Origin of the sequence: uncultured Frigoribacterium sp. (genome assembly GCF_963515265.1) — a bacterium.
GTDB lineage: Bacteria > Actinomycetota > Actinomycetes > Actinomycetales > Microbacteriaceae > Frigoribacterium.
On sequence record NZ_CAUPYL010000041.1, the window covers coordinates 1 to 16,436 of the forward strand.

Consider the following 16,436-nt stretch of genomic DNA (forward strand, 5'->3'; position numbering starts at 1 on the left):
GCGCAGCTCGGCGACGACGGCCGCGTCGCCGCCCGCCGACGCAGCGTCCGACGAGGCAGCAGCCGAGGCGTCCGACGAGACAGCAGCCGAGGCGTCCGACGAGGCAGCAGCCGAGGAGGCGCCGGTCGCGTCGTCCGACGCGTCCCGTCCCGCGAGGCGCTCGGCAGCCTCCGGGGCGACGAGCTCGAGCAGCAGGCGCCCCTCGTGCTCGTTGAGCACCAGCGGGTCCGCGAGCCGGACGACCTCGGCCGAGACCGCGACGACGGGCGCCAGGTTGAGCACCAGGCGGCCCGTCGCGAGCCGTGCCGCGCGCTCGATCCCCGAGACGGGGATCTCTCCCTGCAGCACGACCACGGCGGCGCGGGAGACGACCTCGGCGTGCCGCGCGACCGCCTCCTCGTCGACCGACGCGTTGGCGCCGGGCACGACGACGATCGTGTTCTCGGAGTCGGAGCCGACGCTCACCACGGCGAGCCCGGTGGGGCCCTCCGCCGTGGCGACCCGCTCGACGTCCACGCCGCTCTCGACGAGCAGCGGCAGCGCCGCCGAGGCGTGCACGTCGTCGCCGACCGCGCCGATCATCGTCGTGGCGGCGCCGCGCCGGGCCGCGGCGACGGCCTGGTTCGCGCCCTTGCCGCCGGGCAGCAGCGTCATCGACGTGCCGATCAGCGTCTCGCCGGGGAGGGGGAGGCGGTCGACGGTCACGACCTGGTCGACGTTGATCGAGCCGACGACGACCACGCCGGCGCCGACCACCTCAGCAGAGCCGTGCATCAGGAGAAGTCACCCACGTTCTCCTTCGTGACCGTGATGACCTCGACGGCCTGGTCGGAGGGGCCGTCGTCGCCCTCGCCGCCGTCGATCGCCTTGACGGCCTGGTCGACGGCCAGCGCGCCGAGCTCGCCCGGCTGCTGGGCGATGGTGCTCGACATCGTGCCGGCCTCGATGGCCTTCAGGCCGTCCTCGGTGCCGTCGAACGCGGCGACCTTCACGTCGGTGCCGGCACGCGAGCCGAGCGCCTGGATCGCGCCGAGGCCCATCTCGTCGTTCTCGGCGAAGACGCCGACCGCGTCGGGGTGCGCCTGCAGCAGGTTGGTCGTGACGTCGAGCGCGGTGGCGCGGTCGAAGTTGGCGGTCTGCTGCGCGACGACGGTGATGCCGGGGAACTCGGCGATGCCCTTCGTGAAGCCCTCGCCGCGGTCGCGGCTGGCCGAGGTGCCCGCGACGCCCTGCAGCACGATGACCTCCCCCTGCTCGCCGATGGCCTCGGCCAGCGCCTTCGCGGCCTGCTCGCCGCCGGCGACGTTGTCGCTCGCGACGAACGACGCGACGTCGGCGCCGTTGACCGCACGGTCGACGGCGACGATCGGCACGTCGGCGTCGTTGAGCTGGGAGGCGGCAGGGCCGGCGGCGTCGCTGTCGACGGCGTTGAGGATGACCGCGTCGGCGTTCGACGCGGCGGTGGCCAGCTGGTTGCTCTGCGTCGCCGAGTCGTTCTGGGCGTCGACGACCTGCAGGTCGACGCCCTTCTCGTCGGCCTCGGCCTGGGCGCCGTCCCGGAGCTCGACGAAGAACGGGTTGTTGAGGGTCGACAGCGACAGGACGACCGTGGGGCGGTCGGCCTCTCCTGCGGGGGTGCGGTTGCAGCCGGCGGTGCCGGTCACGACCACTGCGACGACGGCGGCGACGGTGGCGGCCTTGCGGAACGAGGAAGACTTCATCGTGTGTCCTTCGGTGGGGTTCGGGTGGTGCGGGTGGTGTTCAGGGGAAGAGGAGGAGTCGAGGAGGAGCGGGTCGAGTCGCGACCACGCCGCGGGTCACGCGCTGCGGGTCACGCGCCGCGGGTCACGCGCTGCGGGTCACGCGCCGCGGGTCACGCGCAGCGGGTCACGCGCTGCGCGTCTTGCGGCGCAGCACGTCGACGCCCACGGCGAGTGCGATGACGAGGCCGATGACGACCTGCTGCCAGAACGACGTGACGTTGAGCAGGTTCAGCCCGTTGCGGATGACGACGAGCACGAGGGCGCCGATGACGGTGCCCGAGATGCGGCCGACCCCGCCGGCGAGGCTGGCCCCGCCGATGACGACGGCGGCGATCGCGTCGAGCTCGTAGCCCGCCGCGGCCTGGGGCTGGGCGGAGTCGAGGCGCCCGGCGAGCAGCAGGCCGGCCAGCGCGGCGAAGAGGCCCGCCAGGCCGAAGACGGTGACGACGATCCGCTTGACGGGCAGGCCCGACAGGCGGGCCGCCTCCGCGTTGCCGCCCACGGCGTACATGGTGCGGCCGATCACGGTGCGGTTGAGGATGAACGACGCGATCGCGGCGGCGACGACCAGCACGATGACGGGCACCGGCACGGGTCCGACGTTCCCGCCGAGGAACGACACGGCGGCGGGCGTCGAGATCGGGCGGCCGTCGCTGACGACGAGCGTGAGGCCGCGGGCGACGCTGAGCATCGCCAGGGTCGCGATGAACGACGGCAGCTTGCCGTAGGCGCTGGCGAACCCGTTGACGAGGCCGGCGACGAGGCCGGTCGCGAGGCCCACGACGAGCGCGAGACCGCCGGGCAGGCCCGCCGTGGCGAAGGTCCAGCTCGAGACCATCGCCGAGAGCGCGGCGACCGAGCCGACCGAGAGGTCGATGCCGCCCGCGACGATGACGAAGGTCATGCCGAAGGCGAGCACCGCGACGGTCGACACCTGGATGCCGATGTTGAGGAGGTTGCGGCCGGTCAGGAAGTCGGGCGTCGCGATGAAGAGGGCGAGGCAGAGCACGACGAGCCCGACGAGGGCGCCGTTGGCGGCGAGGAACGCCTTGATGTCGAAGGAGCGTCGCTGCGCCTTCACGGTGGTGGTGGTCATGGGTGTCTTCCTGGTCTGGTGGGGTTCGTCGGGTCGTGGTGAGGAGGAGGCGGCGCGGGAGGCGGCCCTCCGGTGCGCAGCGCGCGGTCGCGTCAGGCCGCGTCGGAGTCCGGGACGTCGCGGGCGGCGAGCGTCATCAGCGCGTCCTGGGTGGCGTCGGCCGCGGCGAGCTCGCCGGCCACGACGCCGTCGCGCATGACGACGATCCGGTCGCTCATGCCCATCACCTCGGGCAGCTCGCTGCTGACCATGACGACGGCTCCGCCGGCGGCCGTGATGGTGTTGATCAGCTCGTAGATCTCGACCTTGGCGCCGACGTCGACGCCGCGGGTCGGCTCGTCGAGCAGCAGCACCGTGGAGCCGGCGATGATCCAGCGGCCGAAGACGGCCTTCTGCTGGTTGCCGCCCGAGAGCGCGCCGATCGGCTGGTCGATGTCGCGCATCCGGATGCGCAGCCGGGCGGCGACCGCCTCGGCGCGTTCGCGCTGTCCCGTGAAGTCGACGAGCCCGCCCCGGGCGCTGGAGGCGAGGGTCGCGTACCCGAGGTTGTCGTTGACGGAGGCGCCCAGCACGAGGCCCTGCCCCTTCCTGTCCTCGGGGACGTGGCCGATGCCCGCGGCGATCGCGCCGGCGACGTCGCCCTTCTTCAGCACCGTCCCCCGCACGCTGACGGTGCCCTCCGAGTAGCGGTCGACGCCGGCGATCGCGCGGACGACCTCTGTGCGGCCGGCGCCGACGAGGCCGGCGATGCCCAGCACCTCCCCCGCCCGCACCGTGAACGACACGTCGCGGAACCGCTCGCCGGTGAGGCCCGAGACGACGAGCACGTCGCCCGCGCCGTTCTCGGCGCCGGTGCCGCGCGGGTACTGCTCGTCGATGTCGCGGCCGACCATGAGGCGCACGAGCTCCGCCTCGGGCGTCGACGCGGGCACCTCGGCGACGAAGCGCCCGTCGCGGAGCACCGCGACCGTGTCCCCGATCTCGGCGATCTCGTCGAGGTGGTGGCTGATGAAGAGCATTCCGACGCCGCGGGCCCGCAGCTGCGCGACGACCGCGAAGAGCTGCTCGGTCTCGTGCCGGGTGAGCGCCGCCGTCGGCTCGTCGAGGATGAGGATGCGCGCGTCGATGCTCAGCGCCTTCGCGATCTCGACCAGCTGCTGACGCGCGATGCCGAGCTCGGCGACCTTCGTGTCGACGTCGACGTCGAGCCCGATCAGCTCGAGCGCGGCACGGGCCCGGCGCTTCAGCTCCCGCCGGTCGACCATGCCGAACCGGGTCGGGAACCGGCCCATCATCACGTTCTCGGCGACGCTGAGCGACGGCACGAGGTTGAGCTCCTGGTGGATGGTGGCGATGCCGAGCTTCTCGGCGGCGAGGGTGCCGGGCAGCGAGACGGGCTCGCCGTCGACGAGCACGCCGCCGCCGTCGGGCTGGTACACGCCCGACATCATCTTGATGAGGGTCGACTTGCCCGCGCCGTTCTCGCCGAGCAGCACCTGCACCTGGCCGGCGCGCACGTGCACCGTGACGTCGTCGATGACCCGGACGGGCCCGAACGACTTGCTCACGCGGTCGAGGGTGAGGAGGGGACGATCGTCGCTGATCGAGGTGGTCATGGTCAGTTCCTGCCGAGGGGTCGGGACGGGGTGGGGACGGGAGAGGACGAGGAGGCGCGGACGACGAGCTCGCTCGGCAGCGTCACCGAATCGGGACGGCGCCCCGCGATGACCTCCTGCAGCAGCTCGACGGCGCGTCGCCCCATCTCGTCGACGCTGTGCGCGATGACGGTGAGGGCCGGGTTCAGCAGCGAGAACCACTCGACGTCGTCGAAGGCGACGACGGCGACGTCCTCGCCGATGCGGAGGTCGAGGCGGTGGAGCATCGCGATCGCGCCGACGGCCATGAGGCTGTCGGCCGCGAGGATCGCGGTCGGCGGCTCGTCGAGGCTGAAGAGCGCGTGCACGCCCTCCGAGCCGCTGGCGCTCTGGAAGTCGCCGAGGTGCACGAGGGCCGGGTCGTCGCTGAGGCCGCTCTCGGCGACCGCGCTCGTCCACGACTCGAGCCGCTCGCGACCGGTCGAGACGCTCTGCGGACCGGCGATGTAGCCGACGCGCACGTGCCCGAGCTCGGCGAGGTGCCGCACGGCCGCACGGATGCCGGGGCCGCTGTCGGTGGTGACGCTCGGCACGTCGACGCCCGGGATGGTGCGGTCGACGAAGACGGTGGGCACGTCGCGCGTCAGCAGCGCGTCGATGCTCGCGGAGTCGCCGCCCTGCGGGGCCACGATGACGCCGTCGACGCGGCGCGAGATGAGCGTGTCGAGGTAGCGGTCCTGCTGCTCGCGGTTCTCGTTGGCGTTGCCGAGCAGCGTCACGTAGCCGAGCTCGAGCAGCCCCTGCTCGATCGTGTGGGCGAGGTCGGCGAAGAACGGGTTCCGGACGTCGGAGACGAGCAGGCCGACCGTGTCGGACCTCGTGGAGCGCAGCGCCCTGGCCTGGGCGTTCGGGCGGAAGTCGAGCTCGCGGACCGCCTGCTCGACCTGCTCGCGCGACTCGGCCGACGTGGCCGGGTTGCCCGACAGGACGCGCGACACCGTCGCCGGAGAGACCCCGGCGCGCTGGGCGACGTCCTTGATCGTGACAGCGGTCATCAGCTACTCCGTCGTGAGCTCGTGTGGTGCGGCAGGTCGCCCTGCGGTGGTGGCACTGGTCGTGGAATCGATTCCATGGAACCGATTCCACGACGGTAGCCGCGAGCGTCCGCAGTGTCAACTCCGTTCGTGGTGCGGTCGGCCGCGACTCGCTCGCTGGCCCTCGCGGTGTCCCGTCCTGGCCCTCGCGGTGTCCCGTCCCGTTCCGAGCGTCCCGTCCCGCCACGGCGCGACGTGATGCTCGGAACCGGACGTGACCGGCGAGGACAGCGCCTCACGGGCAGCGCGCCCCCGGGCCTAGAGTCGGCACATGATCGTCGCCCTCGTCGCCACCTCCCTCGCGGCCCTGCTGCACGTGTACATCTTCGTGATGGAGTCCGTGCTCTGGACGACCCCGCGCGTCCGCGCCACCTTCGGCATCACGAGCGACGCCCAGGCCGAGCACACGAAGCCGCTCGCGCTGAACCAGGGCTTCTACAACCTGTTCCTCGCGATCGTGACGATCGTCGGCGTCGTGCTGGTGATCGCAGGAGGCGTCGGCCCGGCCCCCGAGGCCTCCCCTGCCGGTCTCGCCCTCCTCGTCGCCGGCACGGGGTCGATGCTCGCCGCGGCCCTCGTGCTCGTCGTCACCGACCGCAGCAAGGCGCGTGCCGCCGCGACCCAGGGGCTGTTCCCGCTCGTCGCGCTGCTGGCGCTGCTGGTGTCGGCCGTCGCGTAGCAGGCGCACGCCGCGCACTACCCTGGGCTGGTGACCGACCCGACCACCGCCTCCTCGGCTGCCGCCCCCGCCGCGCCGACGACCCACTGGACCCTCACGCTCGTCTGCGACGACGCCCCCGGCATCGTCCACGCGATCAGCGGAGCGGTGGTGGAGGCGGGCGGCAACATCACCGAGTCGGCCCAGTTCTCGAGCCACGACACCGGCACCTTCTTCATGCGGCTGCAGGTCGAGGCGCCCGGCGAGCGCGCGGCGTTCGAGGCCCGGCTCGCCCCCGTCGTCGAGCGCTACGGCATGCAGCACGAGCTCGACGTCGTCGGCCGGCCTACCCGAACGCTCGTGCTCGCGAGCAAGGCGGCGCACTGCCTCAACGACCTGCTGTTCCGCCAGCGTGCCGGACAGCTGCCCGTCGAGATCCCCCTCGTGCTGGCCAACCACCCCGACCTCGGCGAGCTCGCGGAGTTCTACGGCACCCGCTTCGAGCACCACGCCGTCTCGGACGCCGAGACCAAGGCCGCGTTCGAGGCCCGCGTGCTGCAGGTCGTCGACCGCTACGACATCGAGCTGGTCGTGCTCGCGCGGTACATGCAGATCCTCAGCCCCGAGCTCTGTGCGGCGCTCGAGGGGCGCGCGATCAACATCCACCACTCGTTCCTGCCCGGGTTCAAGGGCGCGAACCCCTATCGACAGGCGCACGCCCGCGGCGTGAAGCTGATCGGCGCGACGGCGCACTTCGTGACGAGCGACCTCGACGAGGGGCCGATCATCGAGCAGAACGTCGTGCGGGTCGACCACACCCGCAGCGCGCCCGAGCTGATGGCGATCGGCCAGGACGAAGAGAGCCGCACGCTCACCCAGGCCGTCCGCTGGTTCGCCGAGAACCGGGTGCTGCTCGACGGCGCCCGCACCATCGTCTTCCGCTGACCTGCCTGTCTCCCGCGGAACACCCCGGAGTGGACCATGCACCCCGTCCTTTCGGGGTGCATCGTCCACTCCGGGGTGCACGCGGGCGCCGCGCACCTGGCCCACGGTCGTACGCTGGCAGCGTGACCCCGACCGACGCCGCGACAGCCGACCACCGTCCGCCCGCGGCTCGCCGCCCCGCCCCCTTCGACCTGCTCCGCTTCGCCGTCGAGCTCTTCGCCCTGTTCTCGCTCGCGCTGTGGGGCTACCTGGCCTGGGCCTGGCCGTGGCCCGCCCTCGCCTTCATGCTCGGCGCACCGGGCTTCGCCGTCGTCGTCTGGGCCTTGTTCCGCTCGCCCCGTGCCGTCGTGCCGACCGACCGGGTCGGCCGCAGCCTCGTCGAGATCGCCGTGATGGGCGCGGCCGCGATCGCCTGGGCCCAGCTCGGGCACCCGGTCGTCGCGGTCGTCTTCGCCCTCGTCGCCGCCGTCACCGGCGTCGTCGCCGCCCGCCGGGAGGACCGCGCATGAGCACCATCCTCTTCACGAACGCCCACGCCGTCGACGCCACGGGCGAGACCGTGGGCTTCTGGATGCTCGTCGACGGCGAGGTCATCGTCGCGACCGGCAGCGCGGCCGAGCAGGCCTTCCCGCTCGAGGCTCCGGGTCGGCACCGCGACGGCCGAGACGGACTGGGAGGCGCGCTGCCGGTCGCCGACGTCGTGGTCGACCTCGACGGCGCCCGCCTCACCCCGGGCCTCGTCGACCTGCACACCCACGGAGGAGGCGGCGCCAGCCACGACGGAGGCGCCGACGAGATCGAGCGCGGCCTGGCCCTGCACCGCGCGCACGGGACGACCCGCTCGCTGGTGAGCCTGGTCGCGAACCCGATCGACCGCCTCCGGGGCTCGCTCGAGACGATCGCCGACCTGCGACGTCGGGACCCGCTCGTCCTCGGCGCGCACCTCGAGGGGCCGTTCCTCGCGCCGCACCGCAAGGGCGCGCACGCCGAGCAGCACCTCGCGGTGCCCTCCCCCGAGAACGTCGACGCCCTGCTCGGGGCCGTGCCCGGCGTGGTTCGGCAGGTCACGCTCGCCCCCGAGCTGCCGGGCGGGCTCGACGCCGTCGAGCGCATCGTCGCCGCCGGGGCCGTCGTCGCCGTCGGGCACACCGACGCCGACCACGACCTCGCGGTCGCCGCGTTCGACCGCGGGGCGACCATGATGACCCACGCGTTCAACGCGATCGCGGGCATCGGCCACCGCGAGCCCGGCCCCGTCGTCGCGGCCGTCAGCGACGACCGCGTCACGATCGAGCTGATCCTCGACGGCGTCCACGTGCACCCGGAGGTCGTGCGCATGGTGTTCGCCTCCGCCCCCGGCCGCGTCGCCCTGATCACGGACGCGATGTCCGCCGCGGGCTCGGCCGACGGCGACTACCTGCTCGGCGAGCTCGCCGTCACCGTGAGCGACGGCGTCGCGATGCTCGCCGGCACCGACACGATCGCCGGCTCGACCCTGACGCAGGACGCGGCCCTGCGCCTCGCCCTGACCGGCGCCGAGCAGTCGCCGACGTGCGCCGTGGAGGCCCTGACGACGGTGCCAGCGAAGGCGCTCGGCGAGGACTCCCGCATCGGCCTGCTCGCCCCCGGCTACGTCGCGGACGCCGTCTCGTGGACCGACGACTGGCACGTGTCCCGCGTGTGGGCCGCGGGCCGGGAGCTGACGAACGGTCGCTGAGCCGCGTCGTCCCGTATCGCCCGGCCGGGATCCAGGAAGCGACACTTCAAGGTGCCTGAACTGTGCACGCTTCAGGACCGCGCCTCCTGCGCAGTACGAACTCAGGACTCGAGTTCCTGAATGAGGAGAGGCACCGGCAGCCGGGGCCACGGCGGGCGCCGGCGCGGGCGCGGGCGCGAGGAAGGCTAGAGCGTGCGGCCGGCGTTGGCGTCGAGCCAGGCGCGCGGGTCGACCTGGGTCGAGCCGCCGATCAGCACCTCGAAGTGCAGGTGCTCCCCGGTGGCGACGCCGCTGCGGCCGACCAGCCCGACGAGCTCGCCCACGGCGACCTGCTGGCCCACGACCAGCGGGCTCGACCCGACGATCATGTGCGCGTACAGGGTGCTGACCTTCTGGCCGTCGATCACGTGGTCGATGACCGCGTACTGGCCGAACTGTGCGTGCAGGCCCGACGTGCGGACCGTGCCCGCGGCGACGGCGCCGATGGGCGTGCCGCCTCCCGGGGTCATGTCGAGGCCCATGTGCATGCTCGAGCAGGCAGCACAAGGCGCCGCACGAGGGCCGAAGCCCGAGCTCAGGACGACCGTGCCGGGGAACGGCCAGCGGATGTCGCCCGTGCCCGCGTTGACGATGGTGCCGCCGCCCGCCGCCACGCCGCCCTTGCGGGTCGACGGTGCGTTGGAGGTGCCCTTCTCGGGCGTCGGCGCGACGACGGGGGGCGGGGGCGGCGGAGGCGGGGCGTCCTTGACGACGAACGCGTCGCGCTCCGAGACGGTGAGCACCACGAGCGAGGCGGCGAGCGTCTGGCCGGGGACGGGCGCCGCGGCCGAGGTCTGCACGACCGATCCGCCGAGGTCGCTCGCGGTCGCCGGCGTGACGTTGGACGAGAAGAACAGCCCGCTCGCGAGGAACGCGACGGCGGGCACCGCGGCGGCGCGCAGCCGACGGGCAGCCTTCGACATGGACGCGCGGGCGACGGGTGGTGCCGACGGCACCCGCGACGACGAGGAGGCGCGGGCCGGCGAGGTCGAGGCGGGCACCCGGCGAGGGCGGACGGCCACGACGGCACGACGCGAGGCCGAGGCCGGCGCAGCTGCCGGTGCAACGGCGGATGCGGATGCGCTAGGCGCAACGGCCGGAGGGGCCGCAGGAGCGGCGGGTGCCGGAGCCGACGAGGCGACATCGGACGGAGCGGCAGCAGCCGACGAGCCGGCGAGCGCCGCGCGCTCCCGTGCCAGCGCCTCACGCCGGGTCAGCGGAGCACCAGGCTCGACCGGGGCGCGGTCGGGAGCGCTCACGGGGCCGTCACGAAGGGGCCGGGGCTGTCGATCACGGTCCTCCTCGCTCCACGGGTCCCGTCGAGTGTAGGCCAGGGGCGCGCTGCACGCCAGGGGCCGCGCCCCGCTCGCGGGCCAGCGCGGACCCGGCGGGGGTGCGTAGTCTCAGGAGCGGACAGATAGGTCATGACCGGACGGGACCACCGCCTCCGGCTGGATCAGGACAGGCGACGGGACAGGCGATGGGGCACGCGACGGGTCAGCGGATCACCGACGGGGCGGTGCCGAAGCACGAGCAGCTCCGCACGATCCTGCAGCGCCTGGCGGCCGACGAGCTGCCCGCCGGCGCCGCCGTGCCGAGCGAGCGCCAGCTGATGGTCGACCACGGGGTCAGCCGCATCACGGTGCGGCAGGCCGTCGGGCAGCTCGTCGCCGAGGGGTGGCTGACGCGGGTCCGCGGCAAGGGCACCTTCGTGGCGCACCGCGCGGTGCAGTCGACCCTGCGCCTCAACTCGTTCACGAGCGAGATGACGTCGCTCGGCCACCGCCCGAGCACCGTCGTGCTCGTGCGCGACGAGTGCGTCCCCGCACCCGAGACCGCGGCGGCCCTGGGGCTCGGCCCCGACGAGCCGGCCCTGCACGTCAAGCGCCTGCGCCTCGCCGACGGCGAGCCGGTCAGCATCGACGACGCCTGGTACCCGTCCGCCAGGCTGCCGGGGCTGCTCGACCGCGACCTCAGCCTCTCGCTCTACCGCCTGCTGGCGGACGAGTACGACCAGCCGGTGACCCGGGCGACCCAGACGGTCGCCGCCCGCGAGGCGCCCGTCGACATCGCGACCCTGCTGGGGACGCCCGACGGCGCCCCCGTGCTGCACTTCGAGCGGGTGTCGTTCTCGGGCGACGAGCCGATCGAGCGGTCCGAGAGCTGGTACCGGTCCGACCGGTACCGCCTCACGATGCAGGTGACGTCGGCCGACGGGCCCCAGGACGCCTGAGCCCCCTGGCGCGACCTGGTCAGGACACCTGAGCCCTCAGCCCTCCGGGCAGCGCCGGTTCAGAACTCGAAGAGCGGCGACCGCGCCTCGAGGTCGCTGCCGACCGACTGCTGCGGGACGCTGTCGGGTGCGGAGTCGAGCACGACGACCGGGCAGACCGCCGAGTACCCCGCTGCCGCGACGACCGCCGGGTCGAAGCGCACGACGACGTCGCCCGCCGCGACGGTCGCGCCCTCGGCGACGGCGAGCTCGAAGCCCTCGCCCCCGAGCTTCACCGTGTCGATGCCCACGTGCACGAGCAGGCCCGTGCCCGACTCGTGCACGACGGCGAAGGCGTGCGGGTGCAGCTTGACGATCTCGCCGTCGACCGGCGAGACGACGTCGACGAGGCGACCGCTCGCAGGAGGCGCGCTCGGCTCGATCGCGACGCCCGCTCCCACGAGCTGGCCGGCGAACACCGCGTCGGGCACGTCCGCGAGCGAGACGACCCGGCCCGTGACGGGGGTGAGCGCGATGGTCACGGCAGCAGGTCGTTGATGTCCTCGGCGAGCGAGTCGGCGATCGTGCCGACGATCACCTGGACGCTGCCGCCGGCGTGGACGACCGCGGTGGCGCCCGCGGCCTTGAGCGCGGCGTCGTCGACGAGCGAGATGTCCTTGACGTCGGTGCGGAGGCGCGTGATGCAGCCCTCGATCTCCTCGATGTTCTCGGCGCCGCCGAGTCCGTCGATCATGGCCTGTGCTTTCGACATGAGCTGTTCTCCTTCGTCGTGGGGCTCGAGCCCGCGGCGGGTCCGGACGGGCTGCGTCCGAGCGGTGCGTCCGAGGACCGGGCGCGCCTCCTAGTTGACACCACCGGCGGGTCTGAGGAAACTACCACTCACTGGTCATGACCGGACAGGACCGGCCGACCCGCACCTCCTGCCCCAGGGCCCTCCCCCGCCTCCGACGACCCGTCGGGCACGGCCCCTGCCGCACGACTCAGCGCCCCGACGAGAGGACCCCTGATGACCACGACCGACACGACGGCCACCAAGCCGAAGAAGGGCTCAGCCGCCTTCGCGGTGCTGCAGCGCCTCGGCCGCAGCCTCATGCTGCCGATCGCCGTGCTCCCCGCGGCCGGCCTGCTGCTGCGCCTCGGCCAGCCCGACCTGCTCGGCGCGATCCCCGGCTTCGAGACCGGCGGCTCGGTCATCAGCGCCGCCGGCAACGCGGTCTTCACCTGGCTGCCGCTGATCTTCGCGGTCGGCATCGCGATCGGCTGGGCCAAGAAGTCGGACGGCTCGACGGCCCTCGCCGCCGTCGTCGGCTACATGGTCATCGACGGGGTCTTCACCGCGATGTCGCCGCTGGTGCTCGCCGGGCAGGAGACCCCCACGGGCGACCCGGCCGTCATCAACTACGGGGTGCTCGGCGGCATCGTGATGGGCCTCCTGTCGGCGATGCTGTGGCAGCGCTTCTACCGGACGAAGCTGCCCGACTTCCTCGGCTTCTTCTCGGGTCGACGCCTCGTGCCGATCCTCACGGCCGTCACCGGCCTCGTGGTCGGCGTCGTCATGTCGTTCATCTACCCGCTCTTCAACAACGCGCTGACCGGCATCGGCCAGGCCGTCGCGTCGAACGACGTCGTCGGCGGCGGCGTCTACGGCGTGGCCAACCGCCTCCTGATCCCCACCGGCCTGCACCACATCCTCAACTCGGTGGTCTGGTTCCTCGTCGGCGACTACACCGACGCGAGCGGCGAGATCGTCCGTGGTGACCTCAACCGGTTCTTCGCCGGCGACCCCAGCGCGGGCGTCTTCATGACCGGCTTCTTCCCCATCTTCATGTTCGCCCTGCCCGCCGCGGCCCTCGCGATCTGGCGCCACGCCCGCCCCGAGAAGAAGAAGCTCATCGGCGGCATCATGCTGTCGACCGCCCTGACCGCCTTCATCACCGGCATCACCGAGCCGCTCGAGTTCTCGTTCATGTTCGTCGCCTGGCCGCTCTACATCGTCCACGCGATCCTGACCGGCACGTCGATGATGTTGGTCAACGCGTTGGACATCCACACCGGGTTCACGTTCTCGGCGGGCTTGATCGACTACGTCCTGAACTTCAACATCTCGCAGAACTCGATCTGGCTGATCCCGATCGGCCTCGGCTACGCGGTGATCTACTACGTCGTCTTCAGCTTCGTGATCAAGAAGTGGAACCTCAAGACGCCGGGTCGCGAGGACGACGACGTCTCGGCCGAGTCCGCCGACGCGGCGACGAAGGCCTGACGCGTGGAGATCGTCATCGTCCGCGACGCCGCCGAGGCAGGCCGCGTCGCCGCCCTGAAGATCGCCTCGGTCGTCGAGGGGAAGCCCGAGGCCGTGCTCGGCCTCGCGACCGGCTCGTCGCCCACCGGCATCTACGCGTCGCTGGCGGCCCGGGTGCAGGCGGGCGAGCTCGACTTCTCGCGCGCCTCCGGCTTCGCCCTCGACGAGTACGTCGGCATCCCGCTCGAGCACCCCGAGAGCTACGCGTCGGTCATCCGCCGCGACGTCGTCGAGCCGCTCGGCATGGACCAGGACCGCGTGCGGGTGCCTGACGGCCGCGCCGACGACATCGAGGCCGCGGCCGTCGAGTACGACGAGGCGATCGCCGCGGCGGGCGGCATCGACATCCAGATCCTCGGCATCGGGGCGAACGGGCACATCGGCTTCAACGAGCCGACGTCGTCGTTCGCGTCGCGTACCCGGATCAAGACGCTCGCGCCGCGGACCCGGGCCGACAACGCGCGCTTCTTCGACGACCCGTCGCAGGTGCCCACGCACTGCATGACCCAGGGCCTCGGCACGATCCTCGACGCCCACGAGGTCGTGCTGGTCGCGGTCGGCTCGTCGAAGGCCTCGGCCGTCGCGGGCATGGTCGAGGGCCCGCTCTCGGCGATGTGCCCGGGCAGCGCGCTGCAGCTGCACCCGCACGCGACGATCGTCGTCGACGAGGAGGCGGCGGCGCTGCTCACCCTCGCCGACTACTACCGCTACACGTACGCGAACAAGCCGGCCTGGCAGCGCTTCGAGCACTGACCCCGGGTCGCGAGCCCCCTCGTTCAGGAACATCCGTCCTGATCCGAGCCGCGCCTCCTTGCAGCATTCAGGAGGCGCGGCTCGCTCGTTCCTGAACCGTGCACGGATCAGGACCGAAGTTCCTGAATGAAGAGGGGGAGGGGGGGCGCAGGAGGCGCGGTGTCAGCCCCGCAGGTCGGGGAAGTCGGCGTCGCGCCACTCCGCGGCGAGGCGCTCGCCCGACCGGGCCGCCACCTCCTCGCGCTCGCGCAGCTCGACCCGGCGGATCTTGCCCGAGATGGTCTTCGGCAGCTCGTCGACGAACTCGAGGCGACGCACGCGCTCGTACGCCGGCAGGCCGGTGCGGGCGTGCGCGAGCACGGCGCGGGCGGTGTCGGCCGTCGGCTCCCACCCGGCGGCGAGCGTGACGTACGCCTTGACGATCGCGAGGCGCACGTCGTCGGGGGCCGGCACGACGGCCGACTCCGCGACGGCGGGGTGCTCGATCAGCACGCTCTCGACCTCGAACGGCGACACCTTGTAGTCGGACGACTTGAAGACGTCGTCGGTGCGCCCGACGAAGGTGATCATGCCGTCGGCGTCCCGGGTGGCGACGTCGCCGGTGTGGAACAGGCCGTCGCGCTGCGCCGCTGCCGTGCGCGCTTCGTCGCCCAGGTAGCCCGCCATCAGGTTGACCGGACGCACCCGCAGGTCGAGGCAGACCTCGCCCGCGTCGCCCACGACGCCCGTCGCCGGGTCGACGAGCACGACCTCGACGCCGGGCAGCGGGTGGCCCATCGAGCCGGCCCGGACGACCGATCCGGGCGGGTTGGCGACGATCGCGGTCGTCTCGGTCTGGCCGTAGCCGTCGCGGATGTCGAGGCCCCAGGCCTGCTGCACGCGCGAGATGACCTCGGGGTTGAGCGGCTCCCCCGCCGACAGCGCCTCGCGCAGCGCGACGGGGCGCTCGCCGAGCGAGGACTGGATCAGCATGCGCCAGACGGTCGGCGGAGCACAGAACGAGGTCACCTCGGCCCGGTCGAGCTGCTCGCGCAGGGCGGCGGCCGAGAAGCGCGCCTGCTCGTGGACGAACACGGTCGCCTCGGCGGTCCACGGCGCGAAGAAGAGGCTCCACGCGTGCTTGCCCCATCCGGGCGACGAGATGGTGAGGTGGACGTCGCCCGGACGCACGCCGATCCAGTACGTGGTCGTGAGGTGCCCGACCGGGTACGAGGCGTGCGTGTGGACGACCATCTTCGGCTTGCTCGTCGTGCCCGACGTGAAGTAGACGAGGCACGGGTCGCTCGTCGCCGTGGCGACGTCGGGCGCCGTCTCGGAGGCTCGGCGCGAGTCGTCGAACGACGCCCACCCCGGGCGCTCCCCGCCGACCACGATGCGTCCCACCCCCTCGGCGATGTCGTCGAACTTCGGGGCGTCAGCGACTGCGGCGACGACGTGGCGGACCAGACCCCGGTCGACCCGGTCGGCGAGGTCGTGGGGAGCGAGGACGACGGAGGTGGGCAGGATGACCGCACCGACCTTCATGATCGCGAGCATCGCCTCCCACAGCTCGACGCGGTTGCCGAGCATGAGCATGACGTGGTCGCCCTTCGCGACCCCGCGCTCGACGAGCCACGAGGCGACCTGGTCCGAGCGGCGGCGCATCTCGTCGAAGGTGACCCGGTGGTCGACGCCGTCCTGGTCGACGATCCAGAGCGCGACGCGGTCGTTGCCTCGCGCGATCACGTCGAACCAGTCGCGGGCCCAGTTGAACGAGTCGCCGACGTCCGGCCAGCGGAACGCCGCGCGGGCCGCCTCGTGGTCGCCGGCGTGCGCCGACAGCGAGTCTCGGGCGGCGCGGAACGCGGCGGTGGACGGCTTCTCGGCGGCGGAGGCTTCGACGGGGACCATGTGCCCATGATGCTCGCCCGCCCATGCCGAGCGCGGCATGCGGCGCCGGACTCGGGCGTCGGCCAGCCGGGCCGCACGGCCTCTCCTTCTCCCGAGGGCGGGTGATCGGCGCCGAGGGCGGGTCGCTGGGTACCCGCCCTCGGCGACGGCGGCCCGCCCTCGGCGGCCTCGCCGTCCTCGCACGGAGGATCCCAGGCGGGCGCCTCTGGGAAGATCGGGGGATGAGCGACCGCACCCGCACCCCCTCGCCCGCCGCTTCCGCCGACGCCGCTGCTGCCGACGTCGCTGCTGCCGGCGCCGCCGTCTCCGGCCCGCGCCCGGGACGTGTCGCGCTCGAGATCGCGGTGACGT

General features: G+C 73.0%; 16 protein-coding genes. 7 read left to right on the forward strand and 9 right to left on the reverse strand.

Annotation, left to right across the window (positions count from 1 at the left end; genetic code table 11):
* The 5 genes from RWM17_RS05905 to RWM17_RS05925 form a co-directional block, all read right to left on the reverse strand.
* A partial coding sequence (locus RWM17_RS05905) for a PfkB family carbohydrate kinase (protein WP_314102097.1) occupies positions 1-774 on the reverse strand: 774 nt, incomplete at its 3' end.
* A complete protein-coding gene (locus RWM17_RS05910) occupies positions 774-1,721 on the reverse strand; it encodes a substrate-binding domain-containing protein (RefSeq protein WP_314102098.1) in 948 nt (315 codons plus the stop codon). The genes RWM17_RS05905 and RWM17_RS05910, both read right to left, overlap by 1 nt.
* 166 nt (positions 1,722-1,887) lie before the next feature.
* A complete protein-coding gene (locus RWM17_RS05915) occupies positions 1,888-2,859 on the reverse strand; it encodes an ABC transporter permease (protein WP_146903122.1) in 972 nt (323 codons plus the stop codon).
* Positions 2,860-2,951: 92 nt separating this feature from the next.
* A complete protein-coding gene (locus RWM17_RS05920; protein WP_314102099.1) occupies positions 2,952-4,475 on the reverse strand; it encodes a sugar ABC transporter ATP-binding protein in 1,524 nt (507 codons plus the stop codon).
* A 2-nt stretch (positions 4,476-4,477) separates the two neighbouring features.
* Positions 4,478-5,509: a LacI family DNA-binding transcriptional regulator gene (locus RWM17_RS05925; RefSeq protein WP_314102100.1), complete on the reverse strand. Its 1,032-nt coding sequence runs from the start codon at positions 5,507-5,509 to the stop codon at positions 4,478-4,480.
* A gap of 310 nt (positions 5,510-5,819) precedes the next feature.
* Between RWM17_RS05925 and RWM17_RS05930 the strand changes: the two genes are divergently transcribed.
* The 4 genes from RWM17_RS05930 to RWM17_RS05945 all read left to right on the forward strand — a co-directional run bounded on the left by RWM17_RS05930 (position 5,820) and on the right by RWM17_RS05945 (position 8,868).
* Positions 5,820-6,227: a DUF1304 domain-containing protein gene (locus tag RWM17_RS05930; RefSeq protein ID WP_314102101.1), complete on the forward strand. Its 408-nt coding sequence runs from the start codon at positions 5,820-5,822 to the stop codon at positions 6,225-6,227.
* A gap of 30 nt (positions 6,228-6,257) precedes the next feature.
* Complete coding sequence (gene purU, locus RWM17_RS05935; protein ID WP_314102102.1) at positions 6,258-7,151, forward strand: formyltetrahydrofolate deformylase; 894 nt, start codon at positions 6,258-6,260, stop codon at positions 7,149-7,151.
* Positions 7,152-7,273: 122 nt separating this feature from the next.
* Positions 7,274-7,660: a DUF2568 domain-containing protein gene (locus RWM17_RS05940; RefSeq protein ID WP_192040801.1), complete on the forward strand. Its 387-nt coding sequence runs from the start codon at positions 7,274-7,276 to the stop codon at positions 7,658-7,660.
* Entirely contained in the window at positions 7,657-8,868 is a 1,212-nt protein-coding gene (locus RWM17_RS05945) for an amidohydrolase family protein (protein ID WP_314102103.1), read from the forward strand. Before RWM17_RS05940 ends, RWM17_RS05945 begins: the two co-directional genes overlap by 4 nt.
* Before the next feature lie 185 nt (positions 8,869-9,053).
* Here the strand turns inward: RWM17_RS05945 and RWM17_RS05950 are convergent, their stop codons facing one another.
* Positions 9,054-9,929, reverse strand: coding sequence for a M23 family metallopeptidase (locus RWM17_RS05950; protein ID WP_314102104.1), 876 nt, complete (start codon positions 9,927-9,929; stop codon positions 9,054-9,056).
* A gap of 458 nt (positions 9,930-10,387) precedes the next feature.
* Between RWM17_RS05950 and RWM17_RS05955 the strand changes: the two genes are divergently transcribed.
* The gene (locus RWM17_RS05955; RefSeq protein WP_314102105.1) at positions 10,388-11,140 is read left to right on the forward strand and encodes a GntR family transcriptional regulator; all 753 of its coding nucleotides are present in this window, start codon (positions 10,388-10,390) and stop codon (positions 11,138-11,140) included.
* 59 nt (positions 11,141-11,199) lie between these two features.
* Here the strand turns inward: RWM17_RS05955 and RWM17_RS05960 are convergent, their stop codons facing one another.
* Together RWM17_RS05960 and RWM17_RS05965 are read right to left on the reverse strand one after the other, a co-directional pair.
* Positions 11,200-11,661: a PTS glucose transporter subunit IIA gene (locus RWM17_RS05960; RefSeq protein WP_314102106.1), complete on the reverse strand. Its 462-nt coding sequence runs from the start codon at positions 11,659-11,661 to the stop codon at positions 11,200-11,202.
* Positions 11,658-11,891: a glucose PTS transporter subunit EIIB gene (locus RWM17_RS05965; protein WP_314102107.1), complete on the reverse strand. Its 234-nt coding sequence runs from the start codon at positions 11,889-11,891 to the stop codon at positions 11,658-11,660. The genes RWM17_RS05960 and RWM17_RS05965 overlap by 4 nt, the downstream gene beginning before the upstream one ends.
* Before the next feature lie 255 nt (positions 11,892-12,146).
* Here RWM17_RS05965 and RWM17_RS05970 point away from each other — a divergent pair, with 255 nt between their 5' ends.
* A complete protein-coding gene (locus tag RWM17_RS05970; protein WP_314102108.1) occupies positions 12,147-13,403 on the forward strand; it encodes a PTS transporter subunit EIIC in 1,257 nt (418 codons plus the stop codon).
* Between the two features lie 3 nt (positions 13,404-13,406).
* Positions 13,407-14,195: a glucosamine-6-phosphate deaminase gene (nagB, locus tag RWM17_RS05975; protein WP_314102109.1), complete on the forward strand. Its 789-nt coding sequence runs from the start codon at positions 13,407-13,409 to the stop codon at positions 14,193-14,195.
* 162 nt (positions 14,196-14,357) lie between these two features.
* On the opposite strand, the gene RWM17_RS05980 is transcribed toward nagB, so the two are convergent.
* Complete coding sequence (locus RWM17_RS05980; RefSeq protein WP_314102110.1) at positions 14,358-16,085, reverse strand: AMP-binding protein; 1,728 nt, start codon at positions 16,083-16,085, stop codon at positions 14,358-14,360.
* Positions 16,086-16,436: the final 351 nt, after the last annotated feature.